The sequence below is a fragment of the Stenotrophomonas muris genome (assembly GCF_052751275.1).
In genome coordinates, this window is sequence record NZ_CP199879.1 from 2310396 (window position 1) to 2327418 (window position 17023).

Annotated in this window: 13 protein-coding genes; 12 read left to right on the forward strand and 1 reads right to left on the reverse strand. The window is 67.0% G+C overall.

The features are described 5' to 3' along the window. Window positions 1-38 precede the first annotated feature (38 nt). The 10 genes from rseP to ACUVWL_RS10800 all read left to right on the forward strand — a co-directional run bounded on the left by rseP (window position 39) and on the right by ACUVWL_RS10800 (window position 14256). Complete coding sequence (gene rseP, locus ACUVWL_RS10755; protein WP_049441551.1) at window positions 39-1397, forward strand: RIP metalloprotease RseP; 1359 nt, start codon at window positions 39-41, stop codon at window positions 1395-1397. Between the two features lie 74 nt (window positions 1398-1471). Beyond that, window positions 1472-3835, forward strand: a complete 2364-nt coding sequence (gene bamA, locus ACUVWL_RS10760) for an outer membrane protein assembly factor BamA (RefSeq protein ID WP_032956838.1) — start codon at window positions 1472-1474, stop codon at window positions 3833-3835. A 388-nt stretch (window positions 3836-4223) separates the two neighbouring features. Continuing rightward, on the forward strand, window positions 4224-5246 hold the full coding sequence (gene lpxD, locus ACUVWL_RS10765; protein ID WP_014646493.1) for a UDP-3-O-(3-hydroxymyristoyl)glucosamine N-acyltransferase: 1023 nt from the start codon (window positions 4224-4226) through the stop codon (window positions 5244-5246). Continuing rightward, a complete protein-coding gene (fabZ, locus tag ACUVWL_RS10770) occupies window positions 5243-5701 on the forward strand; it encodes a 3-hydroxyacyl-ACP dehydratase FabZ (RefSeq protein WP_005415845.1) in 459 nt (152 codons plus the stop codon). The genes lpxD and fabZ overlap by 4 nt, the downstream gene beginning before the upstream one ends. 16 nt (window positions 5702-5717) lie before the next feature. Next, on the forward strand, window positions 5718-6509 hold the full coding sequence (lpxA, locus tag ACUVWL_RS10775) for an acyl-ACP--UDP-N-acetylglucosamine O-acyltransferase (RefSeq protein ID WP_014646492.1): 792 nt from the start codon (window positions 5718-5720) through the stop codon (window positions 6507-6509). A 53-nt stretch (window positions 6510-6562) separates the two neighbouring features. Further along, a complete protein-coding gene (gene lpxB, locus ACUVWL_RS10780; RefSeq protein ID WP_134967132.1) occupies window positions 6563-7765 on the forward strand; it encodes a lipid-A-disaccharide synthase in 1203 nt (400 codons plus the stop codon). Further along, entirely contained in the window at window positions 7762-8421 is a 660-nt protein-coding gene (locus ACUVWL_RS10785; protein WP_111206641.1) for a ribonuclease HII, read from the forward strand. Before lpxB ends, ACUVWL_RS10785 begins: the two co-directional genes overlap by 4 nt. 237 nt (window positions 8422-8658) lie before the next feature. Next, a complete protein-coding gene (gene dnaE / locus ACUVWL_RS10790; RefSeq protein WP_014646489.1) occupies window positions 8659-12249 on the forward strand; it encodes a DNA polymerase III subunit alpha in 3591 nt (1196 codons plus the stop codon). Window positions 12250-12313: 64 nt separating this feature from the next. Further along, window positions 12314-13183: a hypothetical protein gene (locus tag ACUVWL_RS10795; protein ID WP_014646488.1), complete on the forward strand. Its 870-nt coding sequence runs from the start codon at window positions 12314-12316 to the stop codon at window positions 13181-13183. A gap of 113 nt (window positions 13184-13296) precedes the next feature. Next, window positions 13297-14256, forward strand: coding sequence for an acetyl-CoA carboxylase carboxyltransferase subunit alpha (locus tag ACUVWL_RS10800; RefSeq protein WP_014646487.1), 960 nt, complete (start codon window positions 13297-13299; stop codon window positions 14254-14256). A 139-nt stretch (window positions 14257-14395) separates the two neighbouring features. Here the strand turns inward: ACUVWL_RS10800 and ACUVWL_RS10805 are convergent, their stop codons facing one another. Continuing rightward, on the reverse strand, window positions 14396-14851 hold the full coding sequence (locus ACUVWL_RS10805) for a CopD family protein (protein ID WP_014646486.1): 456 nt from the start codon (window positions 14849-14851) through the stop codon (window positions 14396-14398). A gap of 149 nt (window positions 14852-15000) precedes the next feature. Between ACUVWL_RS10805 and ACUVWL_RS10810 the strand changes: the two genes are divergently transcribed. Together ACUVWL_RS10810 and ACUVWL_RS10815 are read left to right on the forward strand one after the other, a co-directional pair. Continuing rightward, window positions 15001-15591, forward strand: coding sequence for a class I SAM-dependent DNA methyltransferase (locus tag ACUVWL_RS10810; protein ID WP_014646485.1), 591 nt, complete (start codon window positions 15001-15003; stop codon window positions 15589-15591). Between the two features lie 93 nt (window positions 15592-15684). After that, window positions 15685-16992 carry a polyhydroxyalkanoate depolymerase gene (locus tag ACUVWL_RS10815; protein WP_014646484.1) on the forward strand — a complete coding sequence of 436 codons (1308 nt, stop codon included), beginning with the start codon at window positions 15685-15687 and terminating at the stop codon, window positions 16990-16992. Window positions 16993-17023 lie beyond the last annotated feature (31 nt).

A 17023-nucleotide genomic window follows, 5' to 3' on the forward strand; every position in this document is an offset into this window, starting at 1 on the left:
CATGACGCCGCCGCCCCTGCCCGCCACTGTGAGCCTGCATGACTGACTTCATCGGATCGGTCTGGTGGATGATTGTCAGCCTCGGGCTGCTGGTCACGTTCCACGAGTTCGGGCATTACTGGGTCGGGCGCCTGTGCGGGGTCAAGATCCTGCGTTTCTCGGTCGGCTTCGGCCGGCCGCTGTGGTCGCGCCGCGACCGGCATGGTACCGAGTTCGCCATCGCCGCCATTCCGCTGGGTGGCTACGTGAAGTTCCTCGACGAACGCGAGGTCGAAGTCCACCCGCACGAGCGCGGCCAGGCCTTCAACCACAAGACCGTCTGGCAGCGCATCGCGATCGTTGCCGCCGGCCCGATCGCCAACCTGCTGCTGTGCATCCTCCTGCTGTGGGCGATGTTCGTGATCGGCAAGCAGGACTACTCGCCCACCGTCGGCCGCGTCAGCGGCATCGCCGCCAGTGCCGGCCTGGCCAGCGGCGACCGCGTGCTGCGCGTGGACGACCGCCAGGTAGTCACCCTCGGCGAGGCCAGCATGGCACTGACCGCGGCCGCGATGGACCGCCGCGACGTGAAGCTGGAAGTGCTGGATACGGCCGACCAGGTGCGCACGCGCACGCTGCCGCTGTCGCAGCTGCCGCCGGGTTTCGATGAGCGGCGGGTGCCGATCCTGGCTGGCATGTACTGGCAGTCGTGGCTGCAGCCCGCGCTGGTCGAGTCGCTCACCACGGACTCCGTGGTGGCCGGGCAACTGCAGCCGGGCGACCTGATCGTGGCCATTGACGGCCAGCGCATCGACGGCGCCGACCAGGTGATCGGCGAGATCCAGGCGCTGGGCCGTGCCGGTGGCCCGGGCATGATCGAGGTCCTGCGTGGCGGCGAGCGCCTGGCGCTGGAAGTGACGCCACGCAAGGGCCAGGACGCCAAGGGCGGCCCCACGTGGCAGATCGGCGTTCAGTTCCCGACCAAGTTCAGCCCCCCCTATGACACCCTCCTGCGCTACGGCCCCCTGGACTCGGTCACCGTCGCGGTACGCGAAACCGGCCGCCTGGCGGCCGACTCGCTGGGCATGATGGGCCGCATCGTCACCGGCAAGGCCTCGCTTCAGAACGTTTCCGGGCCGGTCACCATCGCCCGCGTGGCCAATGTCTCGGCCAAGCGCGGCCTCGACTGGTTCCTGCAGTTCCTTGCCCTGCTGTCCCTCAGCCTGTGCATCATCAACCTGCTGCCGATCCCGATCTTGGACGGCGGCCACCTGCTGTATTACCTTATCGAGTTGGTCAAGGGCAGCCCGCTGAGCGAGCGTGCCATCGCCGCCGGCCAATACATCGGCCTGGCGTTGCTGGCCGGGCTGATGGGGTTGGCGTTCTACAACGACATCCTCGGCCTGGTCCCGCGATGAACTTTTCCATGTTGTTGCCGTCTACAGCGTCGGCATCCCGCACCAATGAAATCGACCTTCCTACCGGACGTGACATGACGCGACTCCCCAATCGCCGCCTGCTGGCCCTCGCCCTCGCCGCCGTCACCGGCGCTCCCGCCCTGGCCCAGGCAGCCGAGCCCTTCACTGTCAGCGACATCCGCGTCGATGGCCTGCAGCGCATCAGCTCGGGCACGGTATTCACCTACCTGCCGGTGGAACGTGGCGAGACGGTCACCGACAACAAGGTCGGCGAGACGATCCGCGCCCTGTACAAGACCGGCTTCTTCGAAGACGTGCAGCTGGACCGCCAGGGCACGATCCTGGTGGTGACCGTCAAGGAACGTCCGGCGATCAACAAGCTGACCGTGACCGGCAACAAGGACATCAAGTCCGACCAGCTGCTCAAGGGCCTGTCCGACATCGGCCTGACCGAGGGCGGCACCTTCGATCGCCTGAGCCTGGACCGCGTGACCCAGGAACTGCGCCGCCAGTACAACGACCGTGGCAAATACAACGTCGACATCACCCCGACGGTGAGCCCGCTGGACCGCAACCGCGTGGACATCGCCATCGCCATCAAGGAAGGCAAGGCGGCCAAGATCCGCCACGTCAACCTGGTCGGCACCGAAAAGTTCGAGAGCAAGGACATCCTGGAGACCTGGGAGTCCAAGGAGCACAACTGGGCGTCGTGGTACCGCCGTGACGACCAGTACTCCAAGGAAAAGCTGTCCGGTGACCTGGAAAAGCTCAACTCCTGGTACCTGGACCGCGGCTACGTCGATTTCAGCATCGATTCCACCCAGGTCTCGATCAGCCCCGACAAGCGCGACATGTTCCTGACTGCGGGCGTGACCGAGGGTGCGCAGTACAAGATCTCCGAGATCAAGGTCAGCGGCGACACCATCCTCCCGCAGGAGGACGTCGAGCGCATGGTGATCCAGAAGTCCGGCGACACTTTCTCGCGTGCCCTGCTGGAATTCAGCTCGGACACCATCACCAATTCGCTGTCCAACATCGGCTACGCGTTCGCCAAGGTGAACCCGATCCCGACCACCAACCGTGCCGAGCAGACTGTCGCCATCAACATGCAGGTCGTGCCCGGCCCGCGCGTGTCGGTGCGCCGCATCCTGTTCCGTGGCAATACCCGCACCTCCGATGAGGTGATGCGCCGCGAAATGCGCCAGTTCGAGAACAGCTGGTACTCGCAGGCCGCGATCGACCGCTCCAAGATCCGCCTGCAGCGCCTGGGCTACTTCGAATCGGTGGAAGTGGAGACCCCGGCCGTCAGCGGCAGCAACGACCAGGTCGACGTCGTCTACAACGTCAAGGAAACCACCTCGGGCAGCTTCGTGTTCGGCCTGGGCTACTCGCAGTCCTACGGCATGACCACCTCGGTGCAGCTGTCGCAGAACAACTTCCTCGGCGGCGGCAACCGCGTGTCGGTCGAAGCCTCGCGCAGCAGCTACCTGCAGCGCTACGGCTTCAGCTACACCAACCCGTACTTCACCGATGACGGCGTGTCGCTGGGCTACAACCTGTCCTGGCGCGAACTGGACTACTCCGACTTCAATACCGCGCAGTACAACAGCACCAATGGTTCGGCGCAGGTGGTGTTCGGCGTGCCGCTGACCGAGACCGATACCGTCTCGCTGATGTTCGGCATCGACAGCAACCAGATCACCACCTACCAGGGCTCGACCCCGCAGTCGATCATCGACTACATCAACGCGGTCGGTAAGCGCACCTTCCACGCCTGGCGCACCGAGCTGGGCTGGGCGCGCGACTCGCGCAACGACTACTTCATGCCGACGCGCGGCACCTACCAGCGCATCGGCCTGGAAACCACGCTGCCGGGTTCGACCATCGAGTACTACAAGCTGAACTACCAGATCAGCAAGTACTGGCCGATCATGCCGTCGCTGGTGATCAACACCCGCGCGGAAATCGGCTACGGCGATGCCTACGGCAACGACTACACCCGTACGCTGACCAATCCGGATGGCACCACCCGCACCGTCACCGCCAGCGGCCTGCCGTTCTTCGAGAACTTCTACGCCGGTGGCACCAACTCGGTGCGCGGCTTCGAGGACAACACCCTCGGCCCGCGCGAAGTCACCACCGGTTATCCGGAAGGCCAGCCGCTGGGTGGTTCGCTGAAGACCGTCGGTTCGGTCGAAGCCTACTTCCCGCGCCTGTTCGACAGCCCGTCGGCACGCGTGTCGGCCTTCGTCGACTTCGGCAACGTCTACAACGGCACCCAGAACTTCAAGGCCAACGAGCTGCGCGTGTCCACCGGCGTGGCCCTGCTGTGGCGCGCCCCGGTCGGCCCGATCTCGATCAGCTACGCCTTCCCGCTGAAGAAGGAAGACGATGACAAGATCGAGCGTCTGCAGTTCACCTTCGGCGGTCAGTTCTAAGAACTGACCACCGAAGGTGCGCCGCGGCTTGCTGCGCAAGCAGCGGGTCCCGACCTACCTCCTATCCCCCGCGCCATTGGCGCGCCCCCCTTAACAGAAGGGGGGCTCTCCACCAGACGGGGCGCGAAGCGCCGGGCATTGCCCGGCGTTTTCGTTTTGCAGATGACACTGCACGGCACGGGCTTTTGGCCGCGCTCGCGGGAAATTGTCCAGAGGCGGCGGGTGGCCCTGGACAGGACCGTTGGCGCCATGGATGGCGCCATCGAGCACCATGGAGGGGGTTTTGCGTGTCCTGGCCAGGGCCACCCGCCGCCTCCCGCCCGTACCAGGCAGGCGCCAAGCCCTGCCCCCGCATGACCGAAATGGCGTCACACGTTAAACTCCCGCCGTGAATACTCCCACCTACACCGCCCAGCAACTCGCCGAGCAGTTCGGCCTGCAGGTCCATGGCGACCCCGCCACCGCCATCCATGGCGTGGCCACCCTCGCCCATGCCGGCCCTGGCCAGCTGACCTTCCTTGCCAACCCGCGCTACCGCGCCCAGCTGGCCGACAGCCAGGCCTCGCTGGTGGTCCTGCGTGCCGACGACGCCGAGGCCGCCCCGGGCACTGCGCTCGTCGCCAAGGACCCGTACACCGCGTTCGCCAAGATCGCCGCGCTGTTCGACATCGCGCCGACCCGCCCGCCGGGCATCCACCCCAGCGCCGTCATCGACCCCAGCGCCCAGGTGGCCGCCAGCGCCCATATCGGCCCGTTCGTTTCGGTCGGTGCGCGCAGCGTGGTCGGCGAGAACTGCATCATCGGCACCGGCAGCGTGATCGGCGAGGACTGCAGCCTGGATGCCGGCTGTGAACTGATCGCCCGCGTGACCCTGGTCACCCGGGTCACGCTGGGCAAGCGCGTGCGCGTGCATCCCGGTGCCGTGCTCGGCGCCGACGGTTTCGGCCTGGCGATGGACGCTGGCAAGTGGATCAAGGTGCCGCAGCTCGGCGGCGTCCGCATCGGCGACGATTGCGAGATCGGCGCCAATACCTGCGTCGACCGCGGCGCGCTGGAAGACACCGTGCTGGACGAGGATGTGCGCCTGGACAACCTGGTGCAGATCGCCCACAACGTGCAGATCGGCGCGCATTCGGCCATCGCCGGCTGCACCGGCATCGCCGGCAGCGCCAAGATCGGCCGCTACTGCCTGCTTGGCGGCCACGTTGGCGTGGTCGGCCACCTCGAAATCTGTGACAAGGTCGTGATCACCGGCAAGTCGGTGGTCCGCAACTCCATCCATGAGCCAGGCGAGTACTCGTCCGGCACCCCGTTGACCGACAACCGCACGTGGCGCAAGAACGCCGCGCGCTTCAAGCAGCTGGACGCATTGGCTCGCCGCGTCCTGGCTGCTGGCAAGGAGAAAGAATGAACGATTCGCTGCAGCTTCCGATCGATGTCTGCCAGATCCAGGAACTGCTTCCGCACCGCTACCCGTTCCTGCTGGTGGACCGGGTGCTTGAACTCGACGTCGAGGCCAAGCGCATCCTGGCGCAGAAGAACGTCAGCATCAACGAGCCGTTCTTCCAGGGCCACTTCCCGGGCCGCCCGATCATGCCCGGCGTGCTGATCATCGAAGCGCTGGCGCAGGCCGGCGGCGTCATGACCCAGCTCACGCTCGGCCGCGATGCGCAGTCCAAGCTGTTCTACATGGTCAAGGTGGAAAACGCCCGCTTCAACAAGCAGGTCGTGCCCGGCGACGTGCTGATGCTGGACGTGCAGATGAAGCGCCTGATCCGCAACATGGGCTGGTACTACGGCGAAGCCAAGGTCAACGGCGAAGTCGTCGCGTCGGCCGAGGTCATGTGCGCCGGCGCCAAGGGCTGATCCACTGGAGGCAGCAATGACTGACAACGCACCGCGGATCCACCCCACCGCCGTCATCGATCCGGCCGCGCGCCTGGCCGACGATGTGCAGGTGGGCGCCTTCACCCTGATCGGCCCCGATGTTGAAATCGGCGCCGGCACGGTGGTGGGCCCCCATTGCAGCATCCACGGCCCGACCCGGATCGGCCGCGACAACCGCTTCGTCGGCCACGCCGCGATCGGTGGCGAGCCGCAGGACAAGAAGTTCGCCGGTGAGCGCACCGAACTGGTGATCGGCGACCGCAACGTGTTCCGCGAGTTCGTCACGCTCAACCGTGGCACCGGCGGCGGCGGCGGCATCACCACCATCGGCAACGACAACTGGATGCTGGCCTACACGCACGTGGCGCACGACTGCCATGTCGGCAATTTCTGCGTGTTCTCCAACAACACCACCCTGGCCGGCCACGTGACCGTGGGCGACTACGTGATCATCAGCGGCTTCGCCGGTGCCCACCAGTTCTGCCGCATCGGTGCGCATGCCTTCCTCGGCATGGGCGCGCTGACCAATGGCGATGTACCGCCGTTCACCATGGTCGGTACCGATTCGCTGGGCCGCCCGCGCGGCATCAACAGCGAAGGCCTGAAGCGCCGCGGCTTCGACGCCGACCGCATCTCGGCCATCAAGCGGGCCTACCGCACGCTGTACGTGGCCGGCCTGCCGTTGGCCGAAGCCAAGCAGCAGCTGACCGAACAGGCGCGTGACAGCAATGACGTGAAGGCCATGCTGGACTTCATCGAGCACGCCGAGAGGCCCTTGCTGCGATGAGCAGCACGACCGGCCAGGCGGCGGCCGGCGCCGCGGTGATTCCGTTGGCCTCGATGGCCGGCAGCGTTCCCGCACAGCGGGTGCTCAGCGAGCGCCCGTTGCGGATCGCGCTGGTTGCCGGCGAAGCGTCCGGCGACCTGCTCGGTGCGGGCCTGGTGCGTGAACTGAAGGCGCGCTTCCCGAATGCCGAGTTCGCCGGCATTGGCGGCGATGCCATGCGCAGCGCCGGCTGCCAGACCTGGCACGATGCCAGCGAGCTGGCGGTGATGGGCCTGACCGAAGTGCTGCGCCACCTGCCGCGGCTGCTCAAGCTGCGCTCGGCGTTCCGCCAGCGCGCCCTGGAATGGCAGCCGGACGTGTTCATCGGCATCGACGCACCCGACTTCAACCTGGGCATCGAGCGCTGGCTGAAGCAACGCGGCGTGCGCACCGTGCATTACGTCAGTCCCTCGGTCTGGGCCTGGCGCGAGAAGCGCGCCGAGAAGATCGGCAGCAGCGCGGACCTGGTGCTGTGCCTGTTCCCGATGGAACCGCCGATCTATGCCAGGCACGGCATCGACGCACGCTTCGTCGGCCACCCGATGGCCGATGACATTCCGCTGCAGGGCAACCGCGAGGAAGCCCGTGCCGCGCTCGGGCTGCCGACCTCGGCCAAGGTGCTGGCGGTGTTGCCGGGCAGCCGCCTGGGCGAGATCTCGCGCCTGGGCGAACCCTTCTTCGAAGCCGCCTGGCAGGTCTCTGAACGCATTCCGGGCCTGCATGTGGTGGTGCCTGCCGCCAACCCGGCCTGCCGGCAGCTGATCGAAGAACAGCTGTCGCGCTCGGCATTGCCGGTGGCCTACTCGCACGTGCTGGATGGCCAGGCGCGCAACGCGATGATCGCCGCCGACGTGGTGGTGCTGGCCTCCGGCACCGCGACCCTGGAAGCCATGCTGGTGAAGCGGCCGATGGTCGTCGGTTACCGCGTCAACGAACTGACCTATCGCCTGGTCAAGGCGCTGGGCCTGATCAAGGTCGACCGCTTCGCCCTGCCCAACATCCTGGCCGGCCAGGACCTGGCGCCGGAGCTGATGCAGCACGACTGCACGCCGGACAGGCTGGCCGCGGCCATCCAGCAATGGTTCGACCACCCGCAGCGGGTGATCGACCTGCAGGACACGTACGTGCGACTGCACGAGCGCCTGCGCCGCAATGCTTCGGCGCGTGCCGCCGATGCCGTCGGCGAACTGCTGATGCGCGACCAGGCGCAGGCATGAGCCGCCGTCACGCCGCAGCGGCCAGCCTGGCCCTGTTCGACGGCGCGACGGTGGTCGAGCCGGAACGCCTGGTCGCTGGCGTCGACGAGGCCGGACGTGGCCCGCTGGCCGGGCCGGTGGCGGTGGCGGCGGTGGTATTCGATCCGTCACGGCCACGCATCAACGGCCTGGACGATTCCAAGCAGTTGACGGCGGCCCGCCGCGAACAGCTGCATGACCGCATCATCGAGCGTGCCCTGGCCTGGCACGTGGTGCTGGTGGACGTGGACACCATCGACCGCCTGAACATCTACCAGGCCACCCTGCAGGGCATGCGTGACGTTGTTGCAGCGGTTGCCCATGTGGCCGGCTTCGCCCGCATCGATGGCAACGTGGTGCCCAAGGGCCTGGTGCTGCCGGCGCAGGCGCTGGTCGGCGGCGATGGCATCGACCGCGCGATCATGGCCGCCTCGATCCTGGCCAAGGTCTCGCGCGACCGTTACATGCAGGTCGTGCATACCCGCCACCCGCAGTACGGCTTCGAACAGCACAAGGGCTATGGCACCCCGGCCCACCTGGCCGCCCTGCGCGAGCACGGCCCCTGCATGGAACACCGGCGCAGCTTCGCCCCGGTGCGTGAGTGCCTGGGCCTGACGCAGGCGGCGGCCATCGCCTGAGCCTGCTGGAGTTGTAGAGCCGAGCCCATGCTCGGCTGCTGTGGACAGCCGAGCATGGGCTCGGCTCTACAGAAGGCGGCCTCCCGCACGCCTGAATCCGGCGCCACGCCGTGCCCCTGTCAAGCCTTGTGGCAACCCCCTGCCCTCGCTACCCTGACCGGGCATTCCAGCGCTTCCCGACCCCGGCGACGATCGTCCGTCAGCACCCGGGGCCCGCGCGCTCCAACCTGGTCCGGCATGTCCAACTCCCGCTTCGTACATCTCCACGTCCACACCGAGTTCTCGCTGGCGGACTCCACCATCCGTGTGCCGGCCAAACCGGACCAGGCGGACCCGAAGAAGGCCAAGCAGGCCAACCTGCTGTCGCGCTCGGTCGAACTCGGCCTGCCCGCGCTGGCGGTGACCGACCTCAACAACCTGTTCGCCCTGGTCAAGTTCTACAAGGCCGCCGAAGGCGTGGGCATCAAGCCGATCGCCGGTGCCGACGTGCTGATCGCCGAGGAAGGCCAGGACCCGTGGCGGATGACCCTGCTGTGCCGCGACCGCGAGGGTTACCTGAGCCTGTCGCGGCTGCTGACCCGCGCCTGGATGGAAGGCCATCGCCCCGAGGGCGGCGTGGCCGTGCACCCGGACTGGCTGAAGGCCGGCAACGCCAACCTGTTCGCATTGGCCGGGCGGCAGAGCCTGGCCGGGCGCCTGGCGCTGGACGGCAAGCATGAACTGGCCGAGCAGCAGCTGGCCGACTGGCAGCGCGTGTTCGGCGATGGCCTGCACCTGGAGCTGACCCGCACCGGCCGCGAGGGCGAGGAAACCTTCAACCAGTTCGCGCTGATGGCCGCCGGCCAGCGTGGCCTGCCGGTGGTGGCCAGCAACGACGTGCGCTTCCTGTCGCCGTCGGACTTCAGCGCGCACGAAGCGCGCGTGTGCATTTCCACCGGCCGCGTGCTGGACGACCCCAAGCGCCCGCGCGAATACAGCGACCAGCAGTACCTGAAGTCGGCCGAGGAGATGTGCGCGCTGTTCGCCGACATCCCCGATGCGATCGACAACACGCTGGCGCTGGCCGAGCGCTGCAACATCGAGATGCGGCTGGGCACCTACTTCCTGCCCAACTACCCGGTGCCGGACGACGAGACGCTGGACACCTGGATCCAGAAGATGTCGCGCGATGGCCTGGAAGAGCGCCTGGAGAAGAATCCGCTGGCGCCGGGCAAGACCCGCGAAGAGTATTTCGAGCGCCTGGAATTCGAGCTCAACACCATCATCAAGATGGGCTTCCCGGGCTACTTCCTGATCGTGGCCGACTTCATCCAGTGGGGCAAGAACCAGGGTATTCCGATCGGCCCCGGCCGTGGTTCGGGTGCCGGTTCGCTGGTGGCGTGGGCGCTGAAGATCACCGATCTGGACCCGCTGCCGTACAACCTGCTGTTCGAGCGCTTCCTGAACCCGGAACGCGTGTCGATGCCCGACTTCGACATCGACTTCTGCATGGACCGCCGCGACGAGGTGATCGACTACGTCGCCCGCAAGTACGGGCGCGAGCGCGTCAGCCAGATCATCACCTACGGCACCATGGCCGCCAAGGCGGTGGTGCGCGACTCCGGCCGCGTGCTCGGCTTCCCGTACGGCCTGGTCGACGGCGTCTCCAAGCTGATCCCGAACATTCTGGGCATCCACCTGAAAGATGCGCTGGGCAAGGGCAAGGAAGGCCCGAGCTCTGAGATGGCGTCGGCCGAACTGATCCAGCGCTACGAGACCGAGGACGATGTCCGCGACCTGATCGACCTGGCGCTGCAGCTGGAAGACCTGACCCGCAACGCCGGCAAGCACGCCGGTGGCGTGGTGATCGGGCCCGAGCCTCTGAGCGAGTTCTGCCCGCTGTACGCCGAACACGACGAGAACGGCCTCGGCAAGAACCCGGTCACCCAGTTCGACAAGAACGACGTGGAAGAAGTGGGCCTGGTGAAGTTCGACTTCCTGGGCCTGCGCACACTGACCATCATCGACTGGGCGGTGAAGGCGATCAACAAGCGCCATGAGCGCGCCGGCATCCCGCCGGTGGACATCGCCGCGATTCCGCTGGACGACACGCCCACCTACAGGGACATCTTCGCCAACGGCAATACCGGCGCGGTGTTCCAGTTCGAATCCTCCGGCATGCGCCGCCTGCTGAAGGACGCGCGCCCCGACCGTTTCGAAGACCTGATCGCGCTGGTGTCGCTGTACCGCCCCGGCCCGATGGACCTGATTCCCTCCTTCAATGCGCGCAAGCACGGCCAGGAAGAGATCATCTATCCCGATCCGCGCACCGAAGCCATCCTGAAGGACACCTACGGCATCATGGTGTACCAGGAGCAGGTCATGCAGATGGCGCAGATCGTCGGCGGCTACTCGCTGGGCGGCGCCGACCTGCTGCGCCGCGCGATGGGCAAGAAGGTGCCGGCCGAAATGGCCAAGCACCGCGAGATCTTCCGCGAAGGTGCAGCCAAGGGCGGCGTCGATGGCCCCAAGGCCGACGAAATCTTCGACCTGATGGAGAAGTTCGCCGGCTACGGCTTCAACAAGTCGCACGCCGCTGCCTACGCGCTGGTCAGTTACCAGACCGCCTGGCTGAAACGCCATTACCCGGCTGAGTTCATGGCGGCCACGCTGTCGTCCGATCTGGACAACACCGACAAAGTGGTCGGCTTCCTCGACGAGGTGCGCAACCTCGGCCTGACCGTGCTGCCGCCCAAGGTGAACCAGTCGGCCTTCATGTTCGAAGCGGTGACGCCGGACACCATCCAGTACGGCCTCGGGGCGATCAAGGGCGTCGGCCAGGGTGCCTGCGAGGCGGTGGTCGAGGAGCGGCTGAAGGGCGGCCCGTTCAAGGACCTGCTCGACTTCTGCACGCGCGTTGGTTCGGCCAAGCTCAACAGGCGCACGCTGGAAGCGATGATCAACTGTGGTGCGTTGGACGAGCTCGGCCGCAACCGTGCCTCGCTGATGCTGCAGCTGCCGGAGGTGATCAAGGCTACCGACCAGATGGCCCGCGAGCGGGCTTCGGGACAGAACTCGCTGTTCGGTGGCCCGGACCCGAGCGCGACCACGATCCAGCTGGACCTGCCCGAAGCCGAGGAGTGGCCGCTGCTGCAGCGCCTGAACGGCGAGCGCGACACGCTGGGCTTCTATCTCAGTGGCCACCCGTTCGATCCCTGGCGCGACGATGTGCGCGACCTGGTCGGCAACGACCTGGGTTCGGTGGAGAAGATCTGGAGCGCCAACAGCGGTGGTGGCGGCGGCGGCGAAAAGCGCTGGCGCCCGGAAGTGCAGACGGTGCTGGCCGGCCAGGTGGTCGGCGTGCGCCGCAAGGGCGAGAGCCAGATCTTCATCCAGCTTGAGGACGGACGTGGCCGCGTCGAGTGCAGCGCGTTCTCCGACGCGATGGCCGAGTTCGGCCACCTGATGACCAAGGACCGCATCCTGGTGGTCAAGGGCGGCCTGCGCGAGGACGAGTTCAACGGCGGCTTCGCGCTGCGCATCCGCCAGTGCTGGGACTTCGATGAGGTCTGCGCCAACTACGCCACGCGGCTGTCGCTGCGCCTGGACCTGCGCCAGCAGCGCCCGGTCTGGGAGCGCATCGATGCGCTGCTCGACCGCCATCGCCCGGGACGGACGCCACTGCGCCTGGACCTGCTGCTGAAGGGGCCGCACGGCGGCGTCGCCGGCATGCTCGATGTGTCCGGGCAGAGCGCGGTACGCATCGATTCCAAGCTGATGGAGGCGCTGCGCGCCGACCCGGCCGTGCGCACGCTGAAGGTGCGCTACAGCCCGCCATGGGCCAGCTGAGGCTGGCTCCCTCGCTGTCCTGTCTCCCCTGTTTCCCCGTTCCAAGTATCAAGGACGATTGCCGATGAAGACCCTGCTGTTCCCGTTCGCTGCCGCACTGGCCCTGGCCGCCTGCTCCCCGTCGAAGATCGAGTTCCAGATCGACAACCCGACCGACACGCCGCTTGCGTTGAGCATCGACGGCCAGGACCTGCCGGTGGCCGCACAGGGCTCGCGCCCGGTCTCGCTCGCTGTCGGCGAGCATCGCCTGCATACCGACAAGCTCGGTGATGTGCGCTTCATCGTCTACGTCGACGGTCGTGGCGGGCTGATCAATCCGACCCTCAGCGAGTACGTGATCGCCCGCGAGATCTACGTCACCGACGAGAGCAAGGTGAAGAACTTCGGCGTCGGCAACAGCGGTATCCAGCTCGGCGGCGTCGACTTCGAAGGCCCGTTCGAGAAGCGCCACGACCTGTTCATCGACAAGACCTGGACCTACGGCGTGCGCGAACCCTTCCCCAAGGAAAAGGTGGTGGCCCACGTTGATTCCAGCGGCGGCCAGATCGTGGCCAAGGTGTTCACCGCTCCCGACTTCATCGCTTACGTGGAAGAAGGCATGGGCGAGCCCGGCGCGTTCAAGCGCGAACAACCAGGTGGCTACGTGGCCCCGGCCTACAGCCTGGAACCGGCCCCGGCCAGCCTGCCGGCGCTGGTGCCGGCCTTCGAGGCCCACGCCGCGCCCCTGCGCGAGGTCTACGCGCGCTGGCTGAAGGCCACCACCGCCGATGAACAGAAGGCCCTGCGCAAGCAGGATTTCGCCGCGCAGATGGCCTTCACCTCGGCCACTGCCACCCTGGGCAGCGGCCTTGGCCGGGAAGCCAACGAGGCCTACAACGACTTCGTCTCCCAGCGCAGCCAGTTGATGGGCCGCAGCGCCCTGGTGGTGCCCTGAGCTGACTGGCGCCCCCTGCCCGGCTGCGCTACCGTCGCCTTCCAGACGAAGGCGTACGGGTGGTTTGCACGCATTCGGCTAGAATTCCCCCCTTCTTTACACGACGGCTTCCGATGAATCCGAACTACCTCGACTTCGAGCAACCCATCGCCGACCTGGAAGCCAAGATCCAGGAGCTGCGCAACGCCAGTGCCGGGCCGGCGGTCAATGTCGAGGCGGAAGTGCACGCGCTGCAGGACAAGCTGCGCATGCGCACCGCGCAGATCTTCCGCAACCTGACCTCGTGGCAGGTGCTGCAGCTGGCCCGCCACCCGTCGCGCCCGTACACCGCCGACTACCTCCGCGTCATGTTCGATGAGTTCCAGGAGCTGGCCGGTGACCGCGCCTTCGCCGACGACAAGGCGATCATGGGCGGCCTGGCCCGCATCAATGGCCGCGCGGTAATGGTGATCGGCCACCAGAAGGGCCGCGACACCAAGGAAAAGATCAAGCGCAACTTCGGCATGCCCAAGCCGGAGGGTTACCGCAAGGCACTGCGCCTGATGAAGATGGCCGAGCGCTTCGGCCTGCCGGTGCTGACCCTGATCGACACCGCCGGCGCCTGGCCGGGCATCGACGCCGAGTCGCGCGGCCAGTCCGAAGCGATCGCGCGCAACCTGATCGAGATGGCCGAGCTGAAGGTGCCGATCATCTGCACCGTGATCGGTGAAGGCGGCTCCGGCGGTGCGTTGGCACTGGGTGTGGGCGACCGCACCGTGATGCTGGAATACGCGGTGTACTCGACCATCACCCCGGAAGGCTGCGCCTCGATCCTGTGGAAGGACGCGGGCAAGGCCAAGGAAGCGGCCGAACAGCTGGGCCTGACCGCGCCTCGCCTGAAGAGCCTGGGCCTGGTCGACAAGGTCGTGCGCGAGCCGACCGGTGGCGCCCACCGCAACCCGACGCAGATGGCCAAGCGCCTGAAGGCCGTGCTGCTGAACGAACTGGACGCGCTGGACAAGCTGTCCACCGAACAGCTGCTGGAACAGCGCTACACGCGCCTGCGCAGTTACGGCACGTACGAAGCGGCCTAAGCCCGGTAGTGCCGGCCGCTGGCCGGCAACACGAGGTGATTGCAGAAATGAAAGAGCCGGGCATTTGCCCGGCTCCTTCGTTTGCGCCCTGACAGCATCCACGCATGGCGTGGATCTACCGGACGCAGGTGACCCCGCCTCAGAACGGCTTGGCCAGCACCAGCCACACGATCGGAATGAACGCCAGCAGCGGGATCTCGTTGATCCAGCGCAGCGCGCGCGACGACGGCAGTGCCCGGCCCTTGGCCACGCCCTTGAGCAGGCGGCCGGTCCAGCCGAAGTACACCAGCAGCACCACCACCAGCCCCAGCTTGGCGTGCAGCCAGCCGGCAGCTCCCGGAGCCACCATGGTCGGGAAATCGGGGATGACCTTGTAGCCCAGCCACAGCACCAGGCCGAGCAGGAACGCCAGGCCGAACATCGAGTGGCCGAAGCGGTACAGGCGCAGGCCCATCAGCTGCAGGCGCTCGGTCACCGCCGGCTGGCCCGCGGTCTCGGCCAGGTTCACCAGGATGCGCGGCAGGTAGAACACCGTGGCCATCCACGCCACCACGAACACGATGTGGAAGGTCTTGACCCAGTAGTAGCTCTGCATGCGCTCGCTCCGGCGGCTGGCGTAGGTTGGCGGCCATTCTCGCATGCCGTGGCGAAGCCGCCGCAGGCACGCCCGCCGCGACACATCGACGCATGGCGCGCCGCAACACCGTACGATAGGCGCCGTTTTCCCCGATCGCGCACCGCCCCATGGACAAGACCTACGACGCCGCCTACTTCCAACGCTGGTACCGCCGTGCCGACATCGGCGGCAGCGCCCGCCTGGCGCGCAAGGTGGCGTTGGCCGTGGCCAGCGCCGAGTACTACCTGGAGCGGCCGATCCGCAGCGTGCTGGATATCGGCTGCGGTGAAGGCGCCTGGCGCGCGCCGCTGCTGAAGCTGCGTCCGAAGGTCGAATATCTCGGCTTCGACAGCAGCGAGTACGCTGTGCGCCGCTACGGCAGGACCCGCAACCTGCACCTGGCCCGCTTCGGCGACTTCGCCTGGCTGCGGCCCTGCGCCCCGGTTGACCTGCTGGTGTGTTCGGACGTGATGCACTACGTGCCCGACCGCGAGCTGCGTGCAGGACTGGCCGGCGTGGCCGAGCTGACCGGCGGCGTGGCCTTCCTGGAGACCTTCGCCGCCGAGGACGCGTTCGAAGGCGACCACGACGGCTTCCAGGCCCGACCGGCGCGCTGGTACCGCCGCACGCTGGCCCGCCAGGGCCTGCAGCCGGTAGGGTCGCACTGCTGGCTCGGTCCCGCCCTGGCGGGCGATGCGGCCGCGCTGGAACGGATGTGAATCCGGATTCATTATTTTCAGCCGACTTAACCTGCGGGACACCCGGATGGGATATGCTGCGCGGCAACATATGACCATACATATTCGGTCGTCATGCTCTATCAACTGCACGAACTGACCCGCAACCTGCTCGCCCCCTGGGTGCACCAGGCCCAGGCCAACGCCAGGTTCTTCGCCAACCAGGGCCACTGGTGGTCGCAGATGCCCGGCGCTGATCGCCTGGCGGCGGTCAATGAACTCTTCCACCGCATCGGCAAGGATTACGAGAAGCCCGAGTGGGGCATCAACGAAATCGACGTCGATGGCGAGCGCGTGCCGATCGTCGTGCACGAGGAAGTGAGCAAGCCGTTCTGCAAGCTGCTGCGCTTCAAGCGCCACAGCAATGAAGCCGACCAGCTGCACACCATGCTCAACCAGCCGTTCGTGCTGGTGGTGGCGCCGCTGTCCGGCCACCACGCCACGCTGCTGCGCGACACCGTGCGCACGCTGCTGCGCGACCACCGCGTGTACGTCACCGACTGGGTCGACGCGCGCATGGTGCCGGCCAGCGAAGGCGAGTTCGGGCTGGATGACTACATCGCCTACATCCAGGAGTTCATCCGCCACCTCGGCGTCGAACGCCTGCACGTGGTGAGCGTGTGCCAGCCGACCGTACCGGTGCTGGCCGCGGTTTCACTGATGGCCAGCCGTGGTGAACCGACGCCGCGCACGCTGGTGATGATGGGTGGCCCGATCGATGCGCGCTGCAGCCCGACCGCAGTGAACAACCTGGCCACGCAGAACCCGCTGTCGTGGTTCGAGAACAACGTCATCCACACCGTGCCGGCCAGCTATCCGGGTGCCGGCCGTCGCGTGTACCCGGGCTTCCTGCAGCACGCCGGCTTCCTGTCGATGAACCCGAGCCGCCACTTCAGCTCGCACTGGGATTTCTACACCGACCTGGTCAAGGGCGACCTGGAAGACGCCGACGCGCACCGTCGTTTCTACGACGAGTACAACGCGGTGCTGGACATGCCGGCCAGGTACTACCTCGATACCATCCGCGTGGTGTTCCAGGACTTCCTGCTGCCGCGTGGCGAGTGGGTGGTCAACGGCGAGAAGGTCGATCCGTCGGCGATCCGCGATACCGCGCTGCTGAGCATCGAAGGCGAGCTGGACGACATCGCCGGCCTTGGTCAGACCGAAGCCGCGCAGGCGCTGTGCACCGGCATCACTGCGGACCGCCGTGAGCATTTCATCGTCGAAGGTGCCGGCCACTACGGCATCTTCAGCGGCCGTCGCTGGCGCGAGGTGGTGTACCCGAAGGTGCGCGACTTCTTCGCCGCGCATGCCGAAGCCCCGGCGGCGAAGGCCGCGAAGAAGAAGAGCAACGTCACCCCGTTGCGGCGCAAGGCGGGGTAATGCCCCGCCCGGGGTCGGATCCCTTTCCAAC

Coding starts and splice junctions, on each gene's coding strand:
- ACUVWL_RS10795 (WP_014646488.1), top strand. CDS start 12,314: ATGAAGACCCTGCTGTTCCCGTTCGCTGCCGCACTGGCCCTGGCCGCC.
- ACUVWL_RS10810 (WP_014646485.1), top strand. CDS start 15,001: ATGGACAAGACCTACGACGCCGCCTACTTCCAACGCTGGTACCGCCGT.
- fabZ (WP_005415845.1), top strand. CDS start 5,243: ATGAACGATTCGCTGCAGCTTCCGATCGATGTCTGCCAGATCCAGGAA.
- lpxB (WP_134967132.1), top strand. CDS start 6,563: ATGGCCGGCAGCGTTCCCGCACAGCGGGTGCTCAGCGAGCGCCCGTTG.
- ACUVWL_RS10805 (WP_014646486.1), bottom strand. CDS start 14,851: ATGCAGAGCTACTACTGGGTCAAGACCTTCCACATCGTGTTCGTGGTG.
- rseP (WP_049441551.1), top strand. CDS start 39: ATGACTGACTTCATCGGATCGGTCTGGTGGATGATTGTCAGCCTCGGG.
- dnaE (WP_014646489.1), top strand. CDS start 8,659: ATGTCCAACTCCCGCTTCGTACATCTCCACGTCCACACCGAGTTCTCG.
- bamA (WP_032956838.1), top strand. CDS start 1,472: ATGACGCGACTCCCCAATCGCCGCCTGCTGGCCCTCGCCCTCGCCGCC.
- ACUVWL_RS10785 (WP_111206641.1), top strand. CDS start 7,762: ATGAGCCGCCGTCACGCCGCAGCGGCCAGCCTGGCCCTGTTCGACGGC.
- lpxA (WP_014646492.1), top strand. CDS start 5,718: ATGACTGACAACGCACCGCGGATCCACCCCACCGCCGTCATCGATCCG.
- ACUVWL_RS10815 (WP_014646484.1), top strand. CDS start 15,685: ATGCTCTATCAACTGCACGAACTGACCCGCAACCTGCTCGCCCCCTGG.
- ACUVWL_RS10800 (WP_014646487.1), top strand. CDS start 13,297: ATGAATCCGAACTACCTCGACTTCGAGCAACCCATCGCCGACCTGGAA.